Here is a 26,099-nt window from a genome sequence, read left to right as displayed (position 1 = left end):
TCGGTCAGTTCTAGGCCGTGCAAGCCCATTCGGTCACCATCGACCAGGAAGGTGGAGCCGGCCGAACTCGGCCCCGCGACCTCGAAATCGCTTGCGCCAAAATGCTTGCCGACCGGGCGGCACGACTGGTGACGGCGGTAACCCATCAGCCGCATGGAGCGATCGGTATGACGAAGGAGTATCCGTTGCACCACGTGACCCGTCGACTCTGGGCCTGGCACGACAAAGGTAAAGGGCATCATCGCTGCCCGAACCGGCTCGGCGCAGCGCTGGTCGCTCGCCGTCCCGACGCCCGCTACCCGGCCATCCAGTGCGGGTCCGAGGTGCTGGCGTGAAGCGCCTGCAGCGACCGGACGGGGTCACGCTGGTCTTCCGGGTGCACAATCCCCAGGCGCCGGGTGTGCCGCTGTTGCTCACGCACGGTTTCGGCGCCACCGGGGGCATGTGGGACCCCAACATTGATGCCTTGAGCGTCGACCGGCCGGTGATCGTCTGGGACCAGCGCGGCCACGGCGGCAGCGACGCGCCCGAGGACATGGACCGCTACAGCGAGCAGATCAGCGTCGCCGACATGGCGGCCGTTCTTGATGCCGCGGGCGCCGATCGGGCCGTGCTCGGCGGAATGTCCTTGGGCGGCTACCTATCCCTGGCCTTCCACCTCGCCCATCCGCAGCGGGTGGCGGCGCTGGTACTGGTCGACACGGGGCCGGGCTACCGCAACGACGCGGCCCGCGACAAGTGGAACGCATGGGTGGAACGGCGCGCCCAACGACTCGAACGAGGCGAAGCGCTCACCGACATGTCACCGGAACTCGCGCAGGCCGTGCACCAGCACCCCGAGGGGCTGCCCCGGGCCGCCCGCGGTGTCATGGCCCAGAAGGACGCTCGGGTGATCACGTCGCTCGACAGTGTCACGGTGCCCACGCTCGTCGTCGTCGGCGCCCAGGACACCGACTTCCTGGCCAGCGCCGACTACTTGGCCCGCAAAATCCCCGGGGCCCGCAAGGTTGTCGTCGACAACGCCGGGCACGCGGCAAACATGGACCAGCCCGGGGCGTTCAACGCCGCGGTGCGCGAATTCCTGGATCGGCTGTGAACATCCCGGAGTCACCGTCGAACGCGGCGGACACGTGGCTGTCGTGGAGATCCATCGACCTCCGAACAACTATTTCGACGCCGCCTTGATCGAGGGCATCGCCGACGCGTATGAGCGGCTGGACGACGACGCCCAATGCCGGGCGATCGTGTTGTGCGCAGGGAAAACACGTCTGCGCCGACGCCGACTTCTCCCGGCCCGCCGGGGGCGTGCCGACGCGGGCTGGCACCTCATCAGCGGGATTCGCTAGCCGGCCGTGGCGGTTTGTAGGCTTTCGGGCATGCCGTTCGACAACGGTGAGGTATTCGCTGGCTACGTGATCGAGCGCCTGCTCGGCACCGGCGGGATGGGGGAGGTTTACCTCGCCCAGCATCCCCCGCTGCCGCGTCACGACGCGCTGAAGGTCTTGTCGTTGGCCGCGACAGCCGACGAGGAGTTTCAGGCGAGATTCAAACGCGAAGCCGAGTTGGCGGCGACGCTGTGGCACCCCCATATCGTCGGCGTTCTCGATCGCGGTGAGTTCAACGGCCGGCTCTGGATCTCGATGGAGTACGTCGACGGCACCGACGCGGGTCGGTTGGTCCGGGAGCGCTACCCGAACGGAATGCCAGAGCAAGACGTCGCGGAAATCGTGACTGCGGTGGCCGATGCGCTCGACTTCGGTCATGATCGCCGTCTGCTCCATCGTGACGTCAAGCCCGAGAACATCCTCGTGACCGCGCCCGATGGCCACCGGCGCAGGGTGCTGCTCACCGATTTCGGCATCGCCCGCAGAATCGACGACGTCAGCAACCTCACCGACGTCAACGTCGCCATCGGAACCATCAGTTACGTGGCCCCCGAGCAGCTGCTGGGCAAGCCACTTGACGGCCGGGCAGATCAATATGCGCTGGCTGCGACGACGTTTTATCTGTTAACCGGTGCCCCGCCGTTTCACGACTCGAATCGCGCCGTCGTCGTCAGCAACCATCTCAATACACCGCCACCGCGGATATCGGCGCGCCGGCCCGAACTCGCGCACCTCGACGCCGTCCTGGCAAGGGCGCTGGCCAAAGACCCCAACCAGCGATACCCGACTTGCACCGAGTTCGCCCTGGCTCTCACACAGCGGGGCGCCCCGGCGCGCTTGCAAACGTCGGGGCCGGGCCCCGCCGAGGACCTCGCTTCGGGCGGACGTCCGGCCACGCAGCGTCTCGAGCGTCTGGTTGTTCACGGAACGGCGCGCGCCGTAGCGCAAAGCGCGGTCGGAGCCCAATCGCAGGTCGGGATCTTGTCGTTCCAGGTAGTCCCCTATGAGCCGCTCGGCGACCGGCGCGCTCCGCTTCCCGTCGAGATCCAAACCGACCTCGTCGCGGGTCAGCTCGCGGACGGGGACGAGGTCGAGATCACCGGCCTGTGGGACGGCGAAACCCTCGACGCTGACAAGATCGTCAACTTGTCAGCCGGAGCTCGTCCGAGGCGACGCCGGTCGGAGGTCGGTGCCACACCGCCGCGAGACAAGGCGCCGAAAGGCAGAAAACTCCGGCTCGCCGCGCTCGTCGCCGTCGTCGGTGTCATCGTGTTGACCGCGGCGGCGGTTCTGTACTTCACGCACGGTTTCGGCACCCGGACCCGCCCTGGACCAATCGTCAAGCCGGTGAGTGCAACGGTTTTTTCACCCGACGGCGCCCCCGACAATCCGCAGCAGGCCAACTTGGCGATCGACGGCAACCCGAACACGGCGTGGTCCACCGTTACCTATCGGGACGCGGTCCCGTTCCCGAAATTCATCGAGGGAATGGGGCTGTTGCTGCACCTGGCCCAGCCGACCGCGCTGAGCGCCGTGACGATCGACGTGTCCAGCACGGGAACCCAGGTGCAGATCCGTTCGTCGCCCAGCCAAACCCCGACCACATTGGCCGACACCACCGCGCTGACCCCGAACACGCCACTGCAGCCGGGGCACAACCGCATCACGGTGGATAACCGGACGAAGACCTCCAATGTGCTGGTGTGGATCTCCACCTTGGGCACCACCAATGGCCAGAGCCGGACGGAAATCTCCGAGATCACCCTGCAGGCGGCCGGGTAGGCGCAACTGCTGGTCGCGGACGGCCAGGCAGGCATGTTTCTGGGTTCGGTCGGGGCGGCAGTGAACAGGGCCAAGATCCCCGTGATCGTGGCGCCACCCTGCGATCAGGCGACGATACCGAGTTGTTGGTTGATCTGCGGCCAGTACGGCAACCCGCCGGGAGTCAGCAGAACCCAGTCGTGAATTCCGCAGGGTTCCACAACGAAGCTCATCGGGGCCCCTTGGGCTAATGCTGCTTGCTGGAGGACGGCCGCTTGTTGTGCAAGTGGATCCAGCGAGCCGGAGTAGACATACGTCGGCGGAAGACCGTCAAGTGACCCATTCAGCGGGCTGACCAGATAGTTGTTCGCGGGAAGATTGCCTGCCCACACCGCGCCGAGTCCCCCAGTCCCCACATCCAGCCACGGAGACAGCAACACCATCGACGACGGTACCGGTTCGGATTGGCTGACCAAGTATTGGACGGCCCCCAGTGCGAGGTTGCCGCCCGCGGAGTCGCCGACCACGCTGACATTCTGGGCTCCGTATTGCGCGATCTGCGATGAGATGAAGCCGGCTGTTTGCGGTACGACCGTGGCGGCGGTACCACCTTGCTGGAGCAACGGGTAAATCGGCACTTCGAAGGTCGCGCCGGTCTGGTAGGCCGTCACCGAGTAATTGATCCAGTGGAACAACGAGGCCGGGAGAATGTACGCGCCACCGTGCAGGGCAACCACGTGTTCGCCCGTTGGAGCGGCCGGCGTGATCTGCACGACGCTCATCCCCTGATACGTGGTGTACTGCACCGTTTGCCCCAGCAGCAAATTCAACAATGGTGGCGGGGAGTTGCCCAAGACCCACGACAGCGGCGGGATGTCGCTGGCAAGCAGCATCAGGAGTGGGTTACCTGGCACTGAAGTCAGGGATGCGAGCCCGGAGCTGAATCCGGCGGCAATCGTCGTGGGGATCTGCTGGATTTCCAGCTGAACGCCAAGCACCGCCTGCTCAAAAGTCGCCAGAGGCGCAGCGCCGGCCGCTTCGGCGGTGGCATACGCCCCGGCAGCGCCGCTCAATGCCTGCACGAACCGCTCATGGAAAGCCGCCGCGTGTGCGCTGACAGCTAGATAGTCCCGGCCGTGGGCCGAAAAGAAGGCCGCGATCGCCTCCGACACCTCATCCTCGGCCGCGGCCAGTACCTCAGTGGTGGCCGCGGCCATCCCCTGGTTTGCGGTTGCGACCACCGAACCAATCGAAGCCACCTCTGTGGCCGCGCCGGACATTAGCTCGGGAGACGCAAGAACATACGACACTGTGCCGCTCCACCCTTCGGGCAACCCGTCGAGTTGCCCAGCCGATACCGATCATCGAGTAGCCGGAGCTTATGCCGAGGACGGGTAATCACGTCGCGGTTTGCCGGAACCGGCGTCCAGGTGGACTCAGGTAAGCAAGACGAGACGACGAACGCGGCCGTCGGGCTGCCGATTGCGTGTTGAACAAGATGAACAGATCGTCAAGGCCGCATTGCGCAACGGCGAGCGCAGAGCGACGTCATCCGGCGGGCACCACGGCTGCTCGAACGGAAAGTGGTCGACCAGGTCCGAACGATCGATGTCGTTCTATGTGCACGGCGATGAACACGCCGTAGCGCGATACCTCGGTCTGTGATGGCTGTCGTTGCCTGCAAATGAGCCGGCGAACCGGCCCGTCAAGTGGTGGAGCTGCCGGGAATCGAACCCGGGTCCTACGGCATTCCCTCAAGGCTTCTCCGTGCGCAGTTCGCTATGCCTCTGCTCGGATCTCCTGGTCACGCGAACTAGCCAGGATGACGATCCCAGTCGCTGTTGGTGTCCCGACGAGTCCCGCGACCGAACTCATCGGTTGATCCCTCTAGCTGATGCCAGGGTCCGGGTCGAGGGCGGTCCCGGTCTGACAGACTAGCCGTCGCTTAGGCAGCGAGAGCGTAGTCGCGCTGATGTGAATCGGCGCTTATTTGGTTGCAACGACGCTTACGGTGGTCTCTTGCCTGCACCGGCACGCTTCCCTTGATTCGATGCGCGAAGTCGAAACCGTTCAGCCCCATGTCTTCGAGCACCCTTGCCGACTTCCGGCAAGACAATCAATGGTACGCGTCTACCAACAACGGGCAACGGGATTATCTTCCCGATCAGATCACGAAGTTCAGACGCTCGACGATCCGGCCCGCGAGGTCCTTGTCGCCGCCGAGTTCTACCTGCTGGCTGCGGGCGGGGCTCATCGGACGACCTCCGGCAAGCCTGGTGAACTGCAGTCCATCAAGCCGGATGGCCGCGGTCGGCTCTTGTCCGCCGAAGTCCTCGACCAGTTGCGCGCGGCCATCGACGCTGACCCGGATGGTGCGGGCCAATGGGCCGGTCAGTTCGAACAGCACCCGGGAGCCATCGGGCGCTTTGGCCAGCTTGCCTACGACGAACCCCATGCTGGAAGACATTTCGTCGAGGGACAGCTCGGCGGTCCGACCACCCAACTCGTCGTCGGACGACGGCCGCTGCAGCGCCTGGCGGATATCCTGTTCGTGCATCCAGCAATCGAAGGTACGGATCCGCATGAAGCGCCCGTAGGTGTCGGGGCCCGCCGGCGTCGTGGTCGCCGCGCTCCAGTCGGTCTCCGGCATTCTCTCCAAAGCCTTGCGGCGTTTGGTGGTCACCTCGCGGAACCGCTCCAGCACGCTGGTGCCCGACTCTCCGCTGAGATGAATCACCCAGCTCTCGTTCATCACTCCGATGGGGTTGCGCACATGCTCGAGCGTGGAGACGTCGATATCGGCCTCCGGTGCGCCGATGCCGAGCAGGAAGGACTCGGTACCGATGATGTGCGACACGACCGCCTTGACATTCCAGCCTGGCAGCGGGCTCATCGACTGCCAATCCGCCTCGGGCAGTCCGTCCAGCAGCGCATCGAGGGAGTCCCACACGGCGAAAAGTCCCGCCAGGACCTCGGACTTGTCGAGTTGGGTCAGCGGACGATCGGCCATGGCTCGGATAGTAGGCCGGTCACCATCCGAGCGTCACGCCGGCCCGCGCGAGAATCAAACCAATGACGATCAACATTCCCCCAACCGCGACCGCCCACGCCGACCCACCGAAAACGGTGACACCAGCGCCGGCACACGCTGCCGAGGCCGCGTGGATCAAGCGGGCGGCGACAAAGCCACGGTTGCGAAAGATGTACGAAATAACCCCACGAGGTATCGCTCGCAATAGCCAGCCAAGGATGGCGATCAGCACAGCGGTGAAGAGCCCGGCCAACATTCGCAATCTGGAGGTTGGCTCGCCCTGGTCGTGCGCGACGCCGACAAAAACGACAAACAATCCCAGGAGCACCGCGACGACAGTCAGACTTTTCAGCACCTTCGTGACAAGGTCGGCGATATTGCGGCGCGCAAGATCTCCTAGCGTCGGGTCACTTCTCGCGGCCCTCAGAAATCCCCGCAGCGCGAGTGAGAACTTACCGGCCAGAAGCCGATTGACGGCAATGTTGTGGAGCGCCGTGGCGTTGCCCGGATCCGACGCCAAGGCCTCCAGATACGTTGCGGTGGATTCGGGGATACGACGCAGGTCATGCAGGATGGAGCCGCGCAGCACCAACGCGTCGACACTCATGGGATCAAGGCGCAATGCCTCGTCTACTACGAGCAGCGCCGATGTAAGCTGGCGCGAATTTTGCAGCAGCTTCGCGTAAAGCCGCTGCGCCGCAGGTTCGTTGGGATGAGTAAGCACGGTCCGCCAGGCCATCCAAAGGGCGTCGTACGAGCGACCCAGGCCTTCCAGCGACAGCGCGTAAAGCCGCATGGCGAACTCGTACTGCGGCGCTGCAGATAACGCGCCGTACGCGCTATGAGAGGCCGTGTCGTAGTTGCCCAGCATGTACTCAGCCCGGGCGAGGTGCGCCTGCAGGACCGGATCGGTCGGGTTTTCCGCCAACGCACGGCGCAGGACATCCCGGGCCCGCTCATAATTTCCCGTGTCGACGTAGGCACTGGCGAGGTGGACAGCTTCGGCCACTCGGTCGGTGTCCGTTTCCGACATCACCGAATCTTTCTGCGCCGCAAGTACTTTGCCAACTCGTCGTAGGTACCGTCGTTGTTGGCGAATTCGACGACGTTGCGCGCGGTCTCAAACCAGGGCCCAGCGCTGGGCCTGACCTGCGCGGCAGCAGCCTGGACGTCCGCCATCGTGACCGGACGCACCTGCTGGCTGCGCATCGAATCGGCCATCGCCAATTGCGTTGCACTGTCGCAAACATGCGCCAGATCGGCGCCTGAAAATCCCTCGGTGCGGCCCGCGATCGCGGCGGGATCGATCCCGGCGACCGGCCGATCCTTCAAATGAAACCGGACTATCCCCGCCCTGGACTCGGCGTCAGGCAACCCCACGAAAATCATCCGGTCAAATCGCCCGGGCCGCCGCAATGCCGGATCGACATCCCAGGGCGCATTGGTGGCACCCAGCACATAGACACCGTTGTTGGCGGACGTAGCGGTGTCGAGTTCTTCCAGCAACGTGTTGACGATGGTGCGGATGCCCGAGCTGCCGCTCAGCGCGGAACGCCGGTGCCCCAACGCGTCGACCTCGTCGAAAAACAGCACGCACGGAGCGTTACGGCGGGCATTGTCGAAGGCCGAACGGATGCTGCGCTCGCTCTCACCCTGGTAACGATGCAGCACGTCGGCGATTCCCAGCTGGTAGAAGCTGGCGCCCAACTCTCCCGAAACCGCCTTGGCGACATAGGTTTTGCCGCACCCAGGTGGCCCGTATAGGAGCAACCCACCACGAGCGGACACCTTGTAGGCCTTCATCAGCTCGGGGTTGCGCAGCGGCCCCAGTAGCGAAAGTTCCAATTGCCGTTTGACATCGGCCATGCCCGCAACGTCGACCAGCCGCACCTGGCTGCGCTGCAGCACGTCGAAATCTCCTTCGGCCAGGACGTCGGGGGGCGCCTCCACGAAGGCGGGCTCGATGATGTCGGCGACTTCTTTTTCGGCAATGGACCAATCGAAGCCGTCTTCGGCAGGAGCCTGCGGCTGAGTCGGGATGGGCTCGGCCAGCGCGGCACTGCACCGCTGCAGCAGGCTCAGCGCGACGGCGTTGCCGGCGTCCTGGCTCAAGGCCGCGCTGCAATGTCCCAACGCCTCGGCATAGCGTCCCTTGTCGGCCAACAAGGTAGCCAAATGCACACGCAGCTCGACGACTTCGGGGCTGCGCTGCACCGCTGCGGACAACTCGCGAATAACTGGGTCTTCAGTCACGGCCATTCCCCGTAAATACCGCAACCCGCCCCTGCGCGCCAGTCAGCGCCGTCAGCCCATGCCCTTGGCGCGGCGGCCCAGCTCCCGGATCACCTCGCGCTGGGCGTCGCGGCGAGCCATGTCCTGGCGTTTGTCGTGGGCATGTTTACCGCGGGCCAGCGCGAGCTCGACCTTGACCTTGCCCTCGGTGAAATACAGCGACAACGGCACCAGCGCGAAGTTGCCTTCGCGCAGCTTCCCGATCAGAGTGTCGATCTGACGCCGGTGCAACAGCAACTTGCGGTTGCGCCGCGGTTCGTGGTTGGTCCAGCTGCCGTGCTGGTACTCCGGAATGTGCAGGTTGCGCAACCAAATTTCGCCGTCGTCGATGGTGGCGAAGGCGTCGACCAATGACGCATGCCCCTCGCGCAGGCTCTTCACCTCGGTCCCCTGCAGGGCCATGCCGGCCTCGAACACCTCGATGATCGAATAGTTGTGCCGGGCTTTGCGATTGGTGGCGATGATCTTTCGGCCGACCTTGGCCTGCTTGCCCGGCGCCTTATTGGCCATCGCTATTGCCGCACGTAGATGCGCAGCGTCGCGTAGGCCGTCAGCCCGGACATCGCCACGCCCAGCAGCAGCAGCCACGGCGCGATGTAGAGGATGTCGGCGTAGTCGACGCGGGCGATCAGATTGGCTTGGTAGAACTGGTTGAGCGCATTCTCCAAAAACATCGCCCGCACCACGATCAGGCCGCCGATGGCGATCAGGACGCCGACCGTCGCGGCCAGCATCGCCTCCACCAGGAACGGCAGCTGGGTGTACCAGCGGCTGGCCCCGACCAATCGCATGATGCCGATCTCGGTGCGCCGCGTATAGGCGGCGACCTGAACCATGTTGGCGATCAACAAGACCGCGCCGATGGCCTGGACAAGTGCGACCGCAAAGGCGGCATTGCTCAGCCCGTCGAGCACGGCGAACAGCCGGTCGATCAGATCCTTCTGGTTGAGTACCGACAGCACCCCGGGCTGGCCCTGCATCGCGGTGTCGAAGTCCTTGTGCTGCTCGGGATTTTCCAGTTTGACGATGAACGACGCTGGGAAGGAATCTTTTCCGGCCACGTCCTTGTACTGCGGGAATTTGCGGATGGCGTCGTCATAGGCCTGCTGACGGTTGAGGAAGCGCACCGCCTTGACGTCGGATCGCTTTTCGATTTTCTCGCGCAGCGCTTTACACGGGTCGCTGTCGCAGGCGGGATCGTTGGCGGAGACGTCATCGGTCAAAAAGACCTGGGTTTCGACACGGTCGAGGTAGATGGCCCGGGAGTTGTCGGCCAGCCGGACCACCAGCAGTCCGCCGCCGAACAGGCCGATCGAGATCGCGGTCGTCAGGATCATCGCGATCGTCATGGTGACATTGCGACGAAGGCCGGTCAGGACCTCGTTGAGCAGGAAGCCGAAGCGCACTTAGCGATCCATCCCATAGACGCCGCGCTGTTCGTCACGAACCAGCCGGCCCAGCGACAACTCGACGACCCGCTGCCGCATCGAGTCGACGATGTGGTGGTCGTGGGTGGCCATCACCACCGTGGTCCCGGTTCGGTTGATCCGCTCCAACAAATCCATGATGTCCTTACTGGTGTCTGGGTCGAGGTTGCCGGTGGGCTCGTCGGCCAGCAGGACCAGCGGCCGGTTCACGAAGGCGCGGGCGATCGCGACCCGCTGTTGTTCGCCGCCCGACAACTCGTCCGGCAGCCGGTTGGCTTTGCCCGACAATCCCACCGTCTCGAGCACCTCGGGCACCACCCGGTTGATCGCGTCAGTGCGTTTGCCGATCACCTCCAGCGCAAAAGCGACGTTTTCGTACACGGTCTTTTGCTGCAACAGCCGAAAATCCTGAAAGACGCAGCCGATCACCTGACGCAGCTTCGGGACGTTTCGACCACGCAGCTTGTTGACGTGAAACTTCGACACCCGCACATCTCCGGATGTCGGCGTCTCGGCTGCCAGCAGCAACCGCATGAAGGTCGACTTGCCCGAACCCGACGGGCCGATCAGGAAGACGAACTCACCCTTGTCGATCTTGACGTTGACGTCATCCAGCGCCGGACGTGCCGACGATTTGTACTGCTTGGTGACATGGTCCAGGGTGATCATCACGGCACGCCAGTGTAGCGGTGAGTTTCGCTGGGAAGCGAAATTCAACTGGCCGGGGGCGTCGAACTGGGCGGTGGCCCCGGTCCGGGCTGCGGTAGCTGTGACGGCGTCGGGGTGCTCGGAGTCGTGGTCGCCGGGCAGAAGGGCGGCGGCAGCAGACACGGAGGTGGCGGCGGGCCAGCCGAGGTCGTCGTGGTGGTCGTCGGTTCCGGCGTTGTCGTCGTGGTGGTGGGCATCGGCCGCACCCGAGTGGTCACAGGAGGTTGCACCCTGTCCCGCGGCACCCAGGTGTAGTCGGGATCGGGCACAAAGCCCGGTGGCACGACCTGCGCAGGCCTTGCGGGGGCCGGTTCCGGACGGTAGGTGTCATAGGTCCACCACACCGCCAGGAACACGATGATCAACACCACCGTCGACGTGCGCACCCGGCCGCCGAACAGGTGGCTCGGGGTGCGCCGTGCGCTATTCCGGTCGCGCTTACCCAGCACGTTGGGCCAGAAGTTCATCACTACCGCACCGCACCCTTGACTTCGCCGGGCTCGGCGGCCTCGGCGGCTTGGGTAGCCTGGGCGGCTGGAACCGCCGGGTCTTCGACCAGGCCGACCGTCGCGTCGGCGGCGGTCACGATGCCGGCGCGAGCAAGGGCCCGGATGACCAGCACCCGCAATTGCCGACCGGCCTCAAACTGCTTCCCGGGCAGCGTGCGGGCCACCAGGCGCAGTGTCACGGTGTCGACTTCGATGCTTTCCACCCCCATCACGGTGGGGGAATCCAGCAGCAACTCCCCCAGCACCGGGTCGTCGCGCGCGTGCTCGCACTCCTGGTGCAAGACCTCGTTGACCCGGTTGAGGTCGGCATTGGTCGACACCGGGATATCCACCACGGCACGGGCCCAGTCCTTGGAGAGGTTGACCGACTTGACGATCTGGCCATTGGGGACGGTGAACACTTCGCCGTCCGCGGAGCGCAGCCTGGTCACCCGCAACGTCACGTTTTCGACAGTGCCGGTCGCATCGGTCGCCGACCCCAGGATGGTGAGCTTGACCAGGTCTCCGAAGCCATATTGCCGCTCGACAATGATGAAGAACCCGGCGAGCAGATCCCTGACCAGCTGCTGGGCGCCGAAGCCCAGCGCCGCGCCGACCACCGTGGCCGGCGCGACCAGACCGCCCACCGAAAACTGCAGGACGTCGGCGATCTGCATGACCACGACGATGCCGATGAGCACGATCGACACCCACGAGATCACCGACGCCACGGCCTGCCGGTGCTTGGTGGCCTCCGAGCGCACCAGCGCATCGCTTTCGGCGAAGCCGAGGTCGAGCTGTCGGGTCACCCGTTCGGCCACCCAGCTGACGAACCGGGCCGCCAACACGGCCGCGATCAGCAGCATGACGATGCGCAAACCCCGGGTGATGATCCATTCGCCGATGTGACCGCGCCAAAAGTCGTGCCAGCGCTGGGCCACCGCGAGGGCGAGAACTGTGGTGTTAGTTGCTGTCATCTTTTCGGTTACGCCACCGGATTCCTGCTTCCAGGAACCCGTCGATGTCTCCGTCCAGGACGGCGGCCGGATTGCCTACCTCGTATTCGGTCCGCAGGTCCTTGACCATCTGGTAGGGATGCAGGACATAGGACCGCATCTGGTTACCCCAGGAACTGCCGCCCTCACCCTTCAACGCATCCAGCTCAGCGCGCTCTTCTAAACGCTTGCGCTCCAACAACTTTGCTTGAAGAACTCGCATCGCCGCCACTTTGTTCTGCAGTTGCGACTTCTCGTTCTGACAAGTCACCACAATACCCGTTGGGATGTGGGTTAAACGCACGGCGGAGTCTGTGGTGTTCACCGACTGGCCGCCGGGCCCGCTGGACCGGTAGACGTCGACCCGTACATCGCCCTCCGGGATGTCGATGTGGTCGGTGGTTTCGACTACCGGTAATACCTCGACTTCGGCGAACGACGTCTGGCGCCGGCTCTGGTTGTCGAACGGGCTGATCCGCACCAGCCGGTGGGTGCCCTGTTCGACCGACAAGGTGCCATAAGCGAACGGCGCGTGCACGGCGAAGGTGGCACTTTTGATGCCGGCTTCTTCGGCGTAGGAGGTGTCGAACACCTCGACCGGATATTTGTGCTGCTCGGCCCAGCGGATGTACATCCGCATCAGCATTTCGGCCCAGTCTGCCGCATCCACCCCGCCCGCGCCGGAACGGATCGTGACCAGCGCCTCACGCTCGTCGTATTCGCCGGACAGCAGGGTGCGCACCTCGGTGGCCTCGATCTCGGCGCGCAGCGCCTTGAGCTCGGCGTCGGCCTCGGCCAGGGCTTCGGCGGCGGTTTCCCCTTGTTCCTCGGCCGCGAGCTCGTAGAGCACCGGTAGATCGTCAAGTCGGCTACGCAGCTGCTCGACCCGGCGCAGTTCGCCCTGGGCGTGCGACAACTCACTGGTCACGCGCTGTGCGCGAGCCTGGTCGTCCCACAATTTGGGGTCGGATGCCTCGTGCTCGAGCTTGTCGATCTTGGCCCGCAAAGCGTCGACGTCGAGCACCCGCTCCACCGTGGTCAGGGTGGAGTCAAGGGCAGCGATCTCAGCTCGTCGGTCGGCTTGACGGTCGGGTTCCACAGCCGACCACGTTACCGGCAGTTACCGTGGTCAGCGTCTAGCATCATGGGACCAGTGCATCGCGCTACCGCGACACTTCCCATTCCGGGCACGAACAGAAAGCTCGAGCATGCGGCCACACCACCGTCCCTACCACGTCGCCATCGTCGGCTCCGGGCCGTCGGGGTTCTTCGCCGCGGCATCGCTGCTGAAGGCCGCCGACGGCTCCGACCACATCGACGTGGCCGTCGACATGCTGGAGATGCTGCCGACGCCCTGGGGACTTGTTCGCTCCGGTGTCGCCCCGGACCACCCCAAGATCAAGTCGATCAGCAAAACCTTCGAGAAGACGGCCGAAGATCCCCGCTTCCGTTTCTTCGGCAACATAGTGGTGGGCGAACACGTCTCCCCCGGCGAACTCTCCGAGCGCTACCACGCGGTGATCTACGCCGTCGGGGCACAATCCGACAAGCCGCTGAACATTCCCGGGGAGGATTTGCCGGGCAGCATCGCCGCCGTCGATTTCGTGGGCTGGTACAACGCACATCCCAACTTCGAACATGCGACGCCGGATCTGTCGGGTGCCCGGGCTGTGGTGGTCGGCAACGGCAACGTCGCCATCGACGTCGCGCGCATCCTGGTCACCGACCCCGAGGTGCTGGCGTGCACCGATATCGCCGATCACGCGCTGGAGTCGCTGCGCCCCTGCGGCGTCCGGGAAGTGGTGCTCGTCGGCCGGCGCGGTCCGCTGCAGGCAGCGTTCACCACGTTGGAGTTGCGGGAACTGGGTGAGCTGGAGGGGGTGGACGTGGTGGTCGACCCGGCCCAGCTGGAGGGCATCAGCGACGAGGACGCGGCGGCGGCCGGCAAGACCGCCAAGCAGAACATCAAGGTGCTGCGCGATTACGCCCAGCGCGCGCCCCGTGAAGGCCACCGTCGGATTGTGTTCCGGTTCATGACCTCCCCAATCGAGATCAGAGGCGACGGCAAGGTGGAGCAGATCGTGCTCGGCCGCAACGAACTGGTCGCCGACGAGAGCGGGTGGGTTTCGGCCAGGGACACCGGCGAGCGCGAGGAGTTGCCGGTGCAGCTGGTGGTGCGTTCCGTCGGCTACCGCGGGGTGCCGACGCCCGGACTGCCGTTCGACGAGAAACGCGGGACCATTCCCAACACCGCTGGCCGGGTTGAAGGCAGCCGCAACGAATATGTGGTGGGGTGGATCAAACGCGGCCCGACCGGCGTGATCGGCACCAACAAGAAGGACTCCCAGGACACCGTCGACACCCTGATCGCCGACCTGGCGGCTACCGAAGCGCTCACGGAATTCCCACCCGACCATGGCGAGCAGCTGGCCGCCTGGCTGGCATCCCGGCAACCTCAACTGGTCACGACGGCGCAGTGGAAAATCATCGACCACTTCGAACGGGCGGCCGGGGAGCCGCACGGGCGTCCCCGCGTCAAGCTGCCGAACGTGGCCGAGTTGCTCCGCGTGGGGCGCGGCTGATCAGGGGTCGACAAGCACACCGGGGTTGAGGATTCCGGCCGGGTCGAGCACGGACTTCGCCGCACGCAGGGCCGCCGCAAATGGATCGGGGCGCTGCCGGTCGTACCACGGGCGGTGGTCGCGGCCCACGGCGTGGTGGTGGGTGATGGTGCCGCCGGCCGTGCTGATCGCCTCGGACACGGCGGCTTTGATCTCGTCCCACTGCGCGTCCAGCGAACCCCAGCGTCCGCCCGCGTAGATGCCGTAGTACGGGGCCGGACCGTCGGGGTAGACATGGGTGAATCGGCAGGTCACCAGGCCGGTTCCGCAGACGTGTGCGATCGCTCGTCGTGCGGCATCGGTCACCGCGGCGTGCAGGGTGTCGAATCCGGCCCAGGTGCAAGCGGTTTCGAATGTTTCGGCGATGACGCTACGGCGGGCCAGGGCGTCTCGTTGGTAGGGCATCCGCAGGAACGCCGAGCGCCAGTTCGTGGAGGCATCGTTTTCCGTTGTGCTGGTTGCTGTTTCGCGGCCACGGCGCGCGGTGGTGCGGCCGCCGTAGTCGGCGGCGATCTCCACCGCCCGAGCCAGCCACGCGTCGACGGGGTGGTCCGCCGACTCGAAAGCCAGCACCAGCAACCCGCCGCTGACCGTGATGCCAGCGTTCAGGAATGCCTCGGCCGGGTCCAGTAGCCGGCAATTCGCGGGATACAGGCCGGCCTGGGCGATGGTCCGGGTTGCCGTCACCGCGGCGGCCCAGTCGTCGAAGGCGATCGACACGGTGAGCTGCCAGCGCGGCCGGTCCTGCAACCGCATCCAGGCCTCGGTGATGATGCCGAGGATGCCTTCCGAACCGAGGAACAGCCGGTCCGGGGACGGTCCGGCGCCGGACCCGGGCAGCCGGAGCGACTCGCTGATTCCGGCCGGGGTGACGACGCACATCGACTCGGTCAGGTCGTCGATGTGGGTGTACAGGGTGGCGAAGTGTCCCCCGGAGCGGGTCGCCAGCCAGCCGCCGAGAGTCGAAAAGCCGAAGGACTGCGGGAAATGGCGCAGCGTGAGATCGTGTGGGCGAAGCTGGTTTTCGATCGACGGACCGAATGTGCCGGCCTGGATACGCGCCACCCGGCTGGCCCGGTCAATGTCGAGCACGGCGTCCAGCGCGCCGATGTCGACCGTGACCGCCGGCTCGTCGAAGCGCGGCTCGACGCCACCGACCACCGAACTGCCGCCGCCGTACGGGATGACGGCGACGTGCTCGCGGGTACACCAGTCCAGCACGTCGACCACATCCTGCTCGCTGCGCGGCCGCACGATCAGGTCCGGGACATGGTCGAGGCGGCCCTGCAGGTTGCGCGCGACGTCGCGGAACGCCTTGCCGCGGGCATGCCCGGCGCGATCGAGTGGATCGGCCGAGCACAACCCGGCCAGCGACGCCGGCGGGGTGATCCGCGGTGGTGCCAACCCGAGCGCCGTCGGATCCGGAGGTTGGTGGTCGGTCAGGTCATGGCCGGGCAGCAGCGCTGCGACGCGTTCCGCCAGTGCCTGCGTCTCCGCCTGCGACAGCGCGTCCTCGACGTCACCCCAGCCCCACCACGAACGCATGCGGTGTGGTCAGCGTTTGACGACGACGACGGCTCCGCCGACGACCAGCAGCACCAGCGCCGTGGCAATAGCCCAGCCGGTGCCCGCCAGCCACCAGATGACGGCCAGCAATGCCAGCACCGGTGACAACGCGAACAGCACCATCCCGGGGTGCTGTTTGATCACTGCGAGCGCGCTTGTCGCCCGGACCCGATCGATTTCCTTGCCTGCCATGCGTTCAGCATGCCATGACACCGGCCCGGTCAACCCCCTTCTTCGTCGTCATCGTCTGCGTCGCGTAGGAGTTTTTCGGCGTGGTGGAACGCGTTGGTGCGGGGTTGGCCGTGGTCGAGATGCGCTGGCGGGATCCATTCGGTGTCACCCCTGGCGTTTTTGCGGGTGGTCCAGCCGCCGTCGAGGAGTTTGTGGTGGGGTCCGCAAGCCAGGGTGAGTTGGTCGACATCGGTGCGACGGGTGGTGGCCCACTCCCGTACATGATGGACCTCGCAGCGATACATCGGCACATCACAGCCCGGCGCTGAGCAGCCACGTTCTTTGGCGCACAAGACAATTCGTTGCCCGGGTGAGGCCAGGCGTTTGGTGTGGTACAGCGCAAGGGGTTTGCCGTCGTCGAAGATCGCCAGATAATGACTCGCGTGGCGGGCCAGGCGGATTACATCCGACATGGGCAGCAGGGTGCCACCACTGGTGAGGGCCTTGCCGGACGCCGATTCCAGGTCTTTGAGCGTGGTGGACACGATGATGCTGGCCGGTAACCCGTTGTGCTGCCCAAGGTTTCCTGATGCCAACAACCCGCGCAGGGCGGCGTTGAGGGCGTCGTGATTGCGTTGGCCTTCCGAGCGGGTGTCACGCTGCGCGGCTTCCTCAGGCGCAGGGCCATCAACTACCGGGCTCTCGTCGGCCGGATTGCACATGCCCGGAGCGCCTAGTTTGGCCAGGACCGCCTCGACGCTGGCCCGGGTTTCCGGGGTCAGCCAGCCATTGAGCCGCGACATTCCGTCAAGGCCCTGCTTGCCCAGGATCAGGCCGCGCCGCCGCGCCCGGTCCCCATCGGAATAGGTGCCATCGGGGTTAAGGCAGTCCATCAGCCGCTGCGCCAGCTTCGCCAACTGGTCGGGCCGGTACTGGATGGCCAACCGGGCCAGATGCGCTTCGGCTTTCTCCCGCGTCTCGATGTCCACATCGACTGGCAGGTGGCGGAAAAAGTCGCGGATCACCCGGACATGCGCCTCGCCGATATGGCCGTCACGCTGTGCGGCAGCGGTGGCGCTCAGCTGCGGGACCAACGGCTCGCCGGTCAAGGCCAGACGCTGCCCCAACTCGGCGGCCTCGCCCACCCGCCGGCCGGCCTCAGCGCGGGTGATCCGCAGCCGGCTGGCCAACGCCGCGGGCAGCCTGCCGCCCAATTCCTCCTCGGTGGACTGTTCGGCAATCTGATTGATCAGCGAGTGTTCGATGCTGGGCAGCTGACGCCGCGTCGTCTCACAGTGCTCCAGCAAGACCAGCCGTTCGGGAGTGGTCAACGCGTCGAAGGAGAGCTCGAGCAGCCGTGCCATTGTCGCCTTGAGCGCATCGAAGGCCGAGATGACATCTTCGCGACTAGCCGCACGCATGTTCGAATTCTATCGCCGGCCACCGACATCGACGACGTCGAACGGACGGGGCCGGTCTCTGGCTTGATCTGCCCGGGAGGACCGGTAGCGCCGATCTATGCCTTGGGGCTGCGCTTCCTGCCGGCTGTCACCGCCACCACGCGCGTCACCGTCACGGCGTGAGCAAGACCTTCACCCGTTCACCCGACCGGGACCCGGCAATCGCGTAGCCCTTGACCCCGGAGGCATGATCGGCGCCGCACCCCGGTCGGCAGCTCGCCCCAATCGCCCCCCGACCAGGTCGACGGCGAAAACCGTTGCTGCGCCTGCCGCAAACGCGCTGCGCAGCGCGCACAGTCCAACCTCGCGGTGTTGCTGTTCCGCATCGCATTCGGTTTGTCGATGGACTACGAAGTCTTCCTGATCGCGAGAATCCGCGAGTATTGGTGCGTGCCGACGCGGGATATGTCCGCCATGGCCCCCGGCCCCACGACGAGCCGCCAATGACGAAAGCGTCACCCGCGGCCTCGCCCACACCGGCCGCGTGATCACCGCCGCAGCGTTGATCATGGCGATCAGCTTTGCGGCACTGACTTCTGCCGACGTCTCGTCCATGCGGATATTCGGTCTCGGGCTCACGATCGCGGTGCTGGTCGACGCCACCGTGGTGCGGATGATCCTGGTTCCGGCGTTCATGTTCCTCATGGGCCAGTGGAATTGGTGGGCGCCCGCGCCGCTGACACGCCTGCACGAACGTATCGGCATCGACGAATCCGCAAGCCTGCCTTGACCGCTCGGTGAGCGACGGATTCCCGCGACTCTCGAGCCACGAATCCCGCTGCACACCCGCAAGCCGCGACCCGCCCGATACCAGCGTCACCAAACGGCCCAACCATTACCTTGAAACCACAGTGACACTCGACATTTGCCGAAATGACGAATGACCCTATCAACTACGGACAATGGCCCGTAACGTCCACCGTGTGGACATCGAGGTGCTCGCGAACGCAGTCCTGCTGGCCTGCCGCGCCCCGTCGGTGCACAACAGTCAACCCTGGCGGTGGGTCGTAGAGCACCATGCCGACGTCTACACCGCCCACCTCTTCGTCGATCGCCACCGAATCGTGCGGGCGACAGATCATTCCGGCCGTGAGGCACTCATCAGCTGCGGCGCGGCGCTCGATCACCTGCGCGTGGCGATGACGGCCGCGCAGTCGCAGCCGAGCATCACTCGCTTCCCCATCCCAGGTCGCCCCGACCACCTGGCCACCATGGAATTTAGCCCCACCGATCACGTCACCGCGGCCCAGCGACAGCGGGCCGAGGCGATTCTGCAGCGCCGAACCGATCGGCTTCCGCTGGACCGCCCCAGTTACTGGGACCTTTTCGAGCCGGCCCTGCGCGCCGCCGTGGACGACGATGTCGCGATGCTGGATGTCCTCGCCGACGAGCAACGATCACTACTGGTGCAGGCGTCACTGTACAGCGAAGCCCTGCGTCGTGACGATCCGTCTTATCATGCCGAACTCGACTGGTGGACTTCGCCATTCGCGTTGGCAGAGGGCGTACCTCCGAGTGCGCTGGCATCCGACACCGAACGCCTTCGGGTCGACGTCGGCAGGGATTTTCCAGTACGAAGCCACCAGCAGCGCCGCCCGCAGATCACGGCCGACTGGTCGAAAATCCTGGTGCTGTCCACACCCGGGGACACTCGACTGGACGTACTGCGTTGCGGCGAAGCGCTGTCGACCGTCCTGCTCGAATGCACCATGGCGGGTATGGCGACCTGCACGCTGTCGCATCTCATCGAGTCGAGCGAAAGCCGCGACATCGTCCGCGGCCTGATCGGCCACCGCGGCGAGCCGCAGGTCCTGGTACGCGTCGGGATCACGCCACCGATCGACGACGCTCCCCCGCCCACACCGCGGCGGCCGCTGAACACCGTCCTGGAAATTCGCGAAAAGCCCGAGAAAGGTTGAGCCGATGCCCGACGAGCCCGTTACCTTCCTGTCAGCCGACGAAAGCTGGAAACTCCTGAGCAGCGCCGCGCTCGGCCGACTGGTGACCAGCATCGCCGGTGAGCCCGAGATCTTCCCGGTCAACTATGTCGTGCAGGACCGCACCGTGCTCTTCCGCACCGCCGAGGGCACGAAATTGTTTCTCGCCGTGACGAATAGCCCGGTCGCATTCGAAGCCGACGATCACGACGCGGTGGAAGGCTGGAGCGTCATCGTCAAAGGCCATGCACGGGTTCTGCGTACCGACGCCGAGGTCCGGAAAGCCGAGCAAGCCCAACTGCGGCCATGGGTCGCGACGTTGAAGCTGCATTACGTGCGGGTCACCCCGTCCGAAATCACCGGCCGGCGTTTCTTGTTCGGACCGGAGCCGGACCGCACCGAGACGTTTGCGTGACGACCGGTCACACGACTAGGGACAGCCGTCCCTTACTGCGGCGGGCCTTGCGCCGCTTGCTGATTGCCACCAGCCGTGCTACCGCGGCTTCGATTCCCCGCGCCAGTTGATCGACATCGGTCACCGCGTCGTAGTCGGTGAGAATGCCGAAGCACAGGTCGTCAGCGTAGCTGAGCATCGCGACCCCGGTTCGCAGGTGCATCGCCAGCGGCGGAACCGGGAATACCGCGACCACCCTTTTACCCAAGACCTTTAGCGGGTGACGCGGCCCGGGCACATTCGTCGCCACCGTCACGATCCCACGCTGGGGCAACCGCATCAACAGCCCGACCGCCCGGGCCGTCATCGCGAATGGAAGGCGATTCGCAACTGACATGAACACGTTTCCGGCTTGCGGCTGACCGCTGGTCTTGGCCCGGCTCAACCGTTCATGCACGCTCCGCAGCCGCTGCACCGGATCCTCTTCCTCCACGGGAAGATTTGGAAGCATCGCGGATACGCGATTGTCGACCTCACCGAAGGCGTCCGTCGAACGGACCGAAACCGGCACCAAGGTGCGCAACGAACCCCGCCGGGGCCGCTGCCCACGCGCGACCAGGACGTTGCGGTAGCTCTCGGTAATCGCCGCCAGCGCAACGTCGTTGATGGTGACACCGAACGTCTGACACACCACATCGAGATCGGCCAGGGAGACCCGCGCCCCGCCGAACCGGCGCAAGTCGCTCAGCGGCCCGTTCAGCGTCGACTCGGCGGGGGTCAACAGACCCGCGACCAGTCCGCCGGCACCCCGGACGATGCGGACGATACCTGATGTGATCGCGCCGGGGGCAGTCCCTAGGCCACTCAGCAGGCTCAGCGGATTCGATGCGCCCAGTTCTGGTTTCAGCGCGGCGTGGGTCTTCTCCGCGAAACTGTCCCGAGCGACATGACCGCTGGGGTCGCACAATCCGGCCAGGATGTGGGAAGCCGCGATTCCGTCGGCCATGCAGTGGTGGACCTTGGTCAGCATCGCCCACCTGTCGTCGGTGAGACCTTCGATGACCCAGAGCTCCCATAGCGGGCGGTCGCGGTCCAAACGCCGGGCCATCACGTCGGCGACCAGCCGGTACAGCTCGCGGTCGTCGCCCGGATGTGGGACCGCAACCCGCCGCACGTGCCGGTCGATGTCGAAGTCCGGGTCGTCTACCCATTCGGGAGCACCCAGGTCCAAGGGGTGCAGCCGCAACCGTTGCCCGAACCGCGGACAGGCGCGAATGCGCTCGGCAAACAGCGCCACCAACACATCCTGGTCGGGCGCGGGGCCTTCGATGACCGCGAGGCCACCGATGGCCAGACTGACTCGCGGATCAACATCTTCGGCCTTGAGAAAACCGGCATCCAGCGTCGTCAGGTGAGTCATCATCAGCGTCTTTTCCCAGTTATCTGCAACTCTCGGTACCACTATGCCTGCCGCCGGGGCGTCGCGGCAGGGCCAAAGGTCCCTGCTTGCCGAGGGCTTCGTCCTCTGCCACGATCAATTGCCCCGCCCCGATCCTTGATGCATGACAGCGATGGGACGGCTGGTCTGAATCGGAAAGGCAGCCATGAATGCCCAATTCCCGGACGCGGGCACCCTTCGAGCGGTCCTCACGCTGGCTACCCGCGCGCCCTCGGTCCACAACACCCAGCCGTGGCGGTGGCGGGTGGGCGCGGCAAGTCTGGACCTGTTCTCCGAGCCCGACATGCAACTGCACAGCACCGATCCCGACGGGCGCGATCTGATCATTAGCTGCGGTGTCGCGCTGCATCACTGTGTCGTTGCCTTGGCGTCGATGGGCTGGCGCGCCAAGGTGAACCGGCTGCCCGATCCGGACAACCCCCGCCACCTCGCGACCATCGAGGTCCAGGCCCAGGATGCCGATCACGCCGACATCGCACTCGCCGCGGCCATTCCGCGGCGCCGGACCGACCGTCGCGTCTACAGCAGCTGGCCGGTGGCCGGAGGTGACGTCGCCCAGATGGCCGCGCGGGCTGCTCGCTGTGGGGTCATGCTGCGCCAGGTCGACGAGCTGGACAGGATGAGATCAATTGTCGCCCAAGCTGTGTGGCGCCATGCGGGCGACGAAGGGTACATCCGCGAGCTCACCACTTGGAGTGGCCGGTACGGCGGCGTGGCCGGGGTTCCGGCCCGGAACACTCCGCCGTCGGATCGCAGCGCCCCGATCCCGGGACGGCTGTTCGCGGCGCCGGCGCTGGCCCAACCCTCCGGCGTCTCGCCCGCCGACGACGGCGGCGTCATCGTGGCCCTGGGCACCGACCACGACGACCGGGTGTCTCGGCTACGGGCCGGAGAGGCAACCAGCGCCGTCCTGTTGACAGCGACCGCCATGGGATTGGCGTCCTGCCCGATCACCGAACCATTGGAGATCCAGAGCACGCGCGACGCCGTTCGCGCGGACGTGTTCGGCGACAGCGGCTACCCGCAGATGCTGCTCCGAGTCGGTTGGGCGCCGATCAATGCCGACCCGTTACCGGCCACGCCGCGGCGTAGTCTGTCGCAGGTCGTCGACGGGCCCCGGGAGCTACTGGATGAGCGGGGCTGACCAGCGCAGCAATGTACCGCCACCGGCGGCGGCTTCGATGGCGAATTCGCCGCCGGCCTCCGCTGCGCGCCGGCGCAGATTGGTCAGGCCGCTAGCGGTGAACTGCTCGGGCATTCCGCATCCGTTATCGCTCACCTCGATGCACAGGTCGTCGGCGACTTGGACCCGGACCATCAATGTCGTGGCCCGCGCGTGGCGGACGGCGTTGCTGACCGCTTCCCTGACCACTGCCTCGGCGTGGTCGGCCAGCAGGTTGTCGACCACCGACAGCGGCCCGACGAACTGCACCGAGGTGCGCAACCCCGATCCGGCGAATTGGGCGACCGCGGTATCGATTCGCTGCCGGAGCCGGGTGATGCCCTGCGAGCCGCCGTGCAGGTCGAAAATCGTGGTGCGGATCTCCTGGATGACTCCCTGCAGATCGTCGATCGCCTCCGAAAGCCTTTGCTGCACTTCGGGAACCCGTGTCCGGGGAACGGCAGCCTGCAACGCCAGACCGACGGCGAAAAGCCGCTGGATCACGTGGTCATGCAGGTCGCGCGCGATCCGGTCGCGCTCGGTCACGACGTCGAGCTCACGCATCCGGCGCTGCGAGCTGGCCAGCTGCAGTGCCAGCGCGGCCTGGTCGGAGAAGGCGGCCATCATCTCGAGTTGGTCCTCGGTGGCCGGTCCGGAACTGTCGTGACGCAACAGCACGACGACGCCGGCGCAGGTATCGGTAGCCCGTAGCGGCAACAGCAGCGCCGGACCAGCGACGTCGGCACCGTCCAGCTCGAACTTCTCGACCTGTTTGGGGCTGCTGTCGACGCAGACATCCGCGAGGGCGGCATCCGCCAACGAAATGACTTGCCCCATAACGGAAGCCACGGCGCTGCCCACCGTCTCGATCACCAGTAGCTCCGTCACGTCGACGGCCGGCACGTTCTCGTCGAGCGGAACGGCAACCAGGGCCGCGTCGGCCCCAGTTAGCTTGAGCGCCTCCTCGGCGACCAGCCGAAACACCGTCGCGGGTTCGGCGCCGGAGAGCAATTCGGTGGCGATGTCGCGGGTGGCCTCGATCCACGACTGTCGCGCCGTGGCCTGTTGGTAAAGCCGGGCGTTCGCAATGGCGATGCCCGCGGCCGCGGCCAGCGCCTGGACCAGCAATTCGTCGTCGTCGCTGAACGGCTGACCGTTGGTCTTGTCGGTCAGGTACAACGTGCCCAGCGACATGTCGTGCACCCGAACCGGCACCCCGAGGAAGGTGCTCATGGGCGGATGGTTGGTCGGAAAGCCGACGGATGCCGGATGCAGTGAAAGGTCGTCCAGCCGTAGCGGTTTGGGCTCGTCGATGAGCAGACCGATGATGCCGAGGCCCTGCGGCAGGTGGCCGATCCGCTCGACGGTCTCTTCGTCGAAGCCCTCATAGACGAACTGCAGCACCCGCTTGTCCCGGTCGTGAACCTCCAGGGCACCGTAGCGGGCGTCGACGAGATTGGTCGCCGAGTGCACGATCGTGCGCAGGGTCGCGTCCAAGTCCAGACCCGACGTGACGACGAGCATGGCTTCCACCAGCCCGTCGAGGCGGTCGCGGCCCTCCACGATCTGCTCGACCCGCTCCTGCACTTCCACCAGCAGCTCACGCAGCCGCAGCTGAGAAAGCGTTTGGCGCAGCGGACGCAGACCGGCGTCCAGGGTTGTGCCGGGATCGACGGGAAGCCTGCCATCAGCCATGGGTGCGCGTCACCCCGCGCCCGGTCGCGAACGCTGCAACTGCGTTGCGAATACCGCGGCCTGCGTCCGGCGCTCCATTCCCAGCTTGGCCAACAGCCGGGATACGTAGTTCTTCACCGTCTTTTCGGCCAAGAACATCCGGTCGGCAATCTGCTTGTTGGTAAGGCCCTCGCTCAGCAGCCCCAGCAGCGTGCGCTCCTGTTCGGTCAGGCCGGACAACGGGTCCGGCTCCTCGACACCGCCCCGCAGTTTGGACATCAGCGCGGCCGCTGCCCGATTGTCGAGCAGCGACCGTCCCGCGCCCACTTCTTTGACCGCACGGGCCAATTCCATTCCCTTGATGTCCTTGACGACGTAGCCACTGGCACCGGCCAGGATCGCATCCAGCATCGCCTCATCGGAGGTGTACGACGTCAGGATCAGACAGCGCAGTTCCGGCATGCGCGACAACAGATCTCGGCACAGCTCGATGCCATTGCCGTCGGGCAACCGGACGTCGAGCACCGCCACGTCGGGGTTAGCCGCCGGAATTCTGGCCATCGCTTCGCCCACCGAACCCGCCTCACCGACGACCTCGAGTTGAGGGTCCGCGTCGAGCAGGTCGATCAGACCGCGCCGTACCACCTCGTGGTCGTCGACCAAGAAGACTGTTACCAAGACTTCACTCCTGAGATAGTCCCGAGATTGGCTGTTCCTAGAGGTTGCCACTGCGCACGGTCAGCACCGAGCATCCTGCGCTGTAGACGTTGCATGCCTGGGCGGCATGGGAGTCGGTGACATATAGCTGGTCCGGCTTGGCGTTGGCGGTGATGTAACGGCAGGCATGCCCGCGGATGACGGTCGACTCGATTTTGACGTCAGGGTACAGCCGCGTCCACCGGGCCAGCCGGCGGCTCAGTTGCGCTTGCGCCAAACGGTTTCCGTCTCCGGCGTCGCCCGATGTGTCGGCCATGCGTGCCGAAAGCGCCCGCAGCGGCACTCCCCGCAGCCTTGCCTCCTCGAATGCATGTCGCAGCACCGAACCGTTGTTCACCTCCGCGACCACCGTGCTGACTTTCGGCGCCGGCATTCCGCCGGTGGGCACCTGGATGACCGCCACCGGGCATAGCGCCGAGCCGGCCAGGGTCGCCGCGACCGAGCCTTCGCCGCGGCGCGCGTGGTTGAGCCCGATGGACCCGACACACACCATCACCGCCGACCTGGACTCCTCCATCAGCTTGGTGAGCGGCCTGCCCCGCAGGACTTCGGTTTCCACCTTGACCGGGTGTCCGGTGGCTTCAACGGCACGGCATACGTCGAACAGTGCCGCGTGCGCCGTACCTTGCCGACCATCACGACCGCCACCGCCCGACGGTTCCAGCGGATCGATGACGTACACCAGGCGCAGCGGAATGTCTCGGCTGACCGCCTCGTCGATCGCCCACAGCGCCGCCTGGGTTGCCGCCTTCGATCCGTCGATACCGACGACCACCGCCGGAGCTGACGGGTTGCTCATCGTGCTCTCCTCTGCTGAGCCGTTGGCTACTCGCACGTTATCGATGAGGCAA

The 26,099-nt window shown here is 65.8% G+C and carries 25 protein-coding genes, 1 other RNA gene and 2 pseudogenes; 9 read left to right on the top strand and 19 right to left on the bottom strand.

Annotation, left to right across the window (positions count from 1 at the left end):
* The first annotated feature begins 167 nt into the window (after positions 1–167).
* Genes B4U45_RS21990 through B4U45_RS21975 form a run of 4 tightly spaced genes read left to right on the top strand, consistent with a single transcriptional unit; the run spans position 168 to position 3,167 of the window.
* Positions 168–335 carry a hypothetical protein gene (locus tag B4U45_RS21990; protein WP_176552510.1) on the top strand — a complete coding sequence of 56 codons (168 nt, stop codon included), beginning with the start codon at positions 168–170 and terminating at the stop codon, positions 333–335.
* Positions 332–1,096: an alpha/beta fold hydrolase gene (locus B4U45_RS21985; protein ID WP_075548813.1), complete on the top strand. Its 765-nt coding sequence runs from the start codon at positions 332–334 to the stop codon at positions 1,094–1,096. Before B4U45_RS21990 ends, B4U45_RS21985 begins: the two co-directional genes overlap by 4 nt.
* 34 nt (positions 1,097–1,130) lie before the next feature.
* On the top strand, positions 1,131–1,346 hold the full coding sequence (locus B4U45_RS21980; protein WP_122526388.1) for a Clp protease/crotonase-like domain-containing protein: 216 nt from the start codon (positions 1,131–1,133) through the stop codon (positions 1,344–1,346).
* Positions 1,347–1,376: 30 nt separating this feature from the next.
* On the top strand, positions 1,377–3,167 hold the full coding sequence (locus B4U45_RS21975; RefSeq protein WP_219859511.1) for a serine/threonine-protein kinase: 1,791 nt from the start codon (positions 1,377–1,379) through the stop codon (positions 3,165–3,167).
* A gap of 104 nt (positions 3,168–3,271) precedes the next feature.
* Here the strand turns inward: B4U45_RS21975 and lipY are convergent, their stop codons facing one another.
* The 11 genes from lipY to prfB form a co-directional block, all read right to left on the bottom strand.
* A complete protein-coding gene (lipY, locus tag B4U45_RS21970; RefSeq protein ID WP_082275580.1) occupies positions 3,272–4,456 on the bottom strand; it encodes a triacylglycerol lipase LipY in 1,185 nt (394 codons plus the stop codon).
* 400 nt (positions 4,457–4,856) lie between these two features.
* Positions 4,857–5,224, bottom strand: a transfer-messenger RNA (tmRNA) gene (gene ssrA, locus B4U45_RS21965).
* A gap of 86 nt (positions 5,225–5,310) precedes the next feature.
* Positions 5,311–6,156 (bottom strand): maleylpyruvate isomerase family mycothiol-dependent enzyme, encoded by an 846-nt coding sequence (locus B4U45_RS21960; protein WP_075548818.1) that lies wholly within the window; start codon positions 6,154–6,156, stop codon positions 5,311–5,313.
* A 19-nt stretch (positions 6,157–6,175) separates the two neighbouring features.
* On the bottom strand, positions 6,176–7,210 hold the full coding sequence (locus B4U45_RS21955) for a tetratricopeptide repeat protein (RefSeq protein ID WP_075548819.1): 1,035 nt from the start codon (positions 7,208–7,210) through the stop codon (positions 6,176–6,178).
* On the bottom strand, positions 7,210–8,430 hold the full coding sequence (locus tag B4U45_RS21950) for an ATP-binding protein (protein ID WP_162877277.1): 1,221 nt from the start codon (positions 8,428–8,430) through the stop codon (positions 7,210–7,212). Before B4U45_RS21950 ends, B4U45_RS21955 begins: the two co-directional genes overlap by 1 nt.
* Before the next feature lie 51 nt (positions 8,431–8,481).
* The gene (gene smpB, locus B4U45_RS21945) at positions 8,482–8,979 is read right to left on the bottom strand and encodes an SsrA-binding protein SmpB (RefSeq protein ID WP_075548821.1); all 498 of its coding nucleotides are present in this window, start codon (positions 8,977–8,979) and stop codon (positions 8,482–8,484) included.
* A gap of 2 nt (positions 8,980–8,981) precedes the next feature.
* Entirely contained in the window at positions 8,982–9,875 is an 894-nt protein-coding gene (gene ftsX, locus B4U45_RS21940) for a permease-like cell division protein FtsX (RefSeq protein ID WP_075548822.1), read from the bottom strand.
* A complete protein-coding gene (gene ftsE / locus B4U45_RS21935) occupies positions 9,876–10,565 on the bottom strand; it encodes a cell division ATP-binding protein FtsE (protein ID WP_036391809.1) in 690 nt (229 codons plus the stop codon).
* Positions 10,566–10,609: 44 nt separating this feature from the next.
* Positions 10,610–11,071, bottom strand: coding sequence for an Rv3103c family proline-rich protein (locus tag B4U45_RS21930; protein ID WP_082275581.1), 462 nt, complete (start codon positions 11,069–11,071; stop codon positions 10,610–10,612).
* A 2-nt stretch (positions 11,072–11,073) separates the two neighbouring features.
* On the bottom strand, positions 11,074–12,069 hold the full coding sequence (locus tag B4U45_RS21925) for a mechanosensitive ion channel family protein (protein ID WP_075548823.1): 996 nt from the start codon (positions 12,067–12,069) through the stop codon (positions 11,074–11,076).
* Positions 12,056–13,186, bottom strand: a complete 1,131-nt coding sequence (gene prfB / locus B4U45_RS21920) for a peptide chain release factor 2 (RefSeq protein WP_075548824.1) — start codon at positions 13,184–13,186, stop codon at positions 12,056–12,058. The genes B4U45_RS21925 and prfB overlap by 14 nt, the downstream gene beginning before the upstream one ends.
* A 109-nt stretch (positions 13,187–13,295) precedes the next feature.
* Here prfB and B4U45_RS21915 point away from each other — a divergent pair, with 109 nt between their 5' ends.
* On the top strand, positions 13,296–14,669 hold the full coding sequence (locus B4U45_RS21915; RefSeq protein WP_075548825.1) for an FAD-dependent oxidoreductase: 1,374 nt from the start codon (positions 13,296–13,298) through the stop codon (positions 14,667–14,669).
* Here the strand turns inward: B4U45_RS21915 and B4U45_RS21910 are convergent, their stop codons facing one another.
* From B4U45_RS21910 to B4U45_RS21895, 4 genes and pseudogenes are all read right to left on the bottom strand, one after another.
* Positions 14,670–16,253, bottom strand: coding sequence for an FAD-binding oxidoreductase (locus B4U45_RS21910; protein WP_075548826.1), 1,584 nt, complete (start codon positions 16,251–16,253; stop codon positions 14,670–14,672).
* A gap of 9 nt (positions 16,254–16,262) precedes the next feature.
* Complete coding sequence (locus B4U45_RS21905; RefSeq protein WP_075548827.1) at positions 16,263–16,466, bottom strand: hypothetical protein; 204 nt, start codon at positions 16,464–16,466, stop codon at positions 16,263–16,265.
* 29 nt (positions 16,467–16,495) lie between these two features.
* Complete coding sequence (locus tag B4U45_RS21900) at positions 16,496–17,866, bottom strand: HNH endonuclease signature motif containing protein (RefSeq protein WP_075548828.1); 1,371 nt, start codon at positions 17,864–17,866, stop codon at positions 16,496–16,498.
* A gap of 183 nt (positions 17,867–18,049) precedes the next feature.
* Positions 18,050–18,208, bottom strand: a pseudogene (locus tag B4U45_RS21895) (dehydrogenase); the annotation flags it as partial.
* On the opposite strand from B4U45_RS21895, the pseudogene B4U45_RS21890 reads away from it, so the two are divergent.
* From B4U45_RS21890 to B4U45_RS21880, 3 genes and pseudogenes are all read left to right on the top strand, one after another.
* Positions 18,203–18,635: pseudogene (locus tag B4U45_RS21890) on the top strand (MMPL family transporter); the annotation flags it as partial. The pseudogenes B4U45_RS21895 and B4U45_RS21890 overlap by 6 nt on opposite strands.
* A 205-nt stretch (positions 18,636–18,840) precedes the next feature.
* Positions 18,841–19,824, top strand: a complete 984-nt coding sequence (locus tag B4U45_RS21885; RefSeq protein ID WP_089025018.1) for an Acg family FMN-binding oxidoreductase — start codon at positions 18,841–18,843, stop codon at positions 19,822–19,824.
* 4 nt (positions 19,825–19,828) lie between these two features.
* On the top strand, positions 19,829–20,257 hold the full coding sequence (locus tag B4U45_RS21880) for a pyridoxamine 5'-phosphate oxidase family protein (RefSeq protein WP_075548831.1): 429 nt from the start codon (positions 19,829–19,831) through the stop codon (positions 20,255–20,257).
* 7 nt (positions 20,258–20,264) lie between these two features.
* On the opposite strand, the gene B4U45_RS21875 is transcribed toward B4U45_RS21880, so the two are convergent.
* Positions 20,265–21,656, bottom strand: a complete 1,392-nt coding sequence (locus tag B4U45_RS21875) for a WS/DGAT/MGAT family O-acyltransferase (protein ID WP_075548832.1) — start codon at positions 21,654–21,656, stop codon at positions 20,265–20,267.
* A 184-nt stretch (positions 21,657–21,840) separates the two neighbouring features.
* On the opposite strand from B4U45_RS21875, the gene B4U45_RS21870 reads away from it, so the two are divergent.
* Positions 21,841–22,839: an Acg family FMN-binding oxidoreductase gene (locus B4U45_RS21870; protein WP_075548833.1), complete on the top strand. Its 999-nt coding sequence runs from the start codon at positions 21,841–21,843 to the stop codon at positions 22,837–22,839.
* Here the strand turns inward: B4U45_RS21870 and B4U45_RS21865 are convergent.
* From B4U45_RS21865 to B4U45_RS21855, 3 genes are read right to left on the bottom strand one after another with little or no spacing between them, the layout of a single operon-like run.
* Positions 22,819–24,552, bottom strand: coding sequence for a GAF domain-containing sensor histidine kinase (locus B4U45_RS21865; RefSeq protein ID WP_075548834.1), 1,734 nt, complete (start codon positions 24,550–24,552; stop codon positions 22,819–22,821). The genes B4U45_RS21870 and B4U45_RS21865 overlap by 21 nt on opposite strands.
* Before the next feature lie 9 nt (positions 24,553–24,561).
* A complete protein-coding gene (dosR, locus tag B4U45_RS21860; RefSeq protein ID WP_075548835.1) occupies positions 24,562–25,209 on the bottom strand; it encodes a hypoxia response regulator transcription factor DosR/DevR in 648 nt (215 codons plus the stop codon).
* A gap of 37 nt (positions 25,210–25,246) precedes the next feature.
* Complete coding sequence (locus B4U45_RS21855) at positions 25,247–26,047, bottom strand: universal stress protein (protein WP_075548836.1); 801 nt, start codon at positions 26,045–26,047, stop codon at positions 25,247–25,249.
* Between the last annotated feature and the right edge of the window lie 52 nt (positions 26,048–26,099).

The sequence above is a fragment of the Mycobacterium persicum genome (assembly GCF_002086915.1).
In the GTDB taxonomy this organism is placed as follows: domain Bacteria; phylum Actinomycetota; class Actinomycetes; order Mycobacteriales; family Mycobacteriaceae; genus Mycobacterium; species Mycobacterium persicum.
This window is presented reverse-complemented; position numbering and strand designations above follow the sequence as displayed.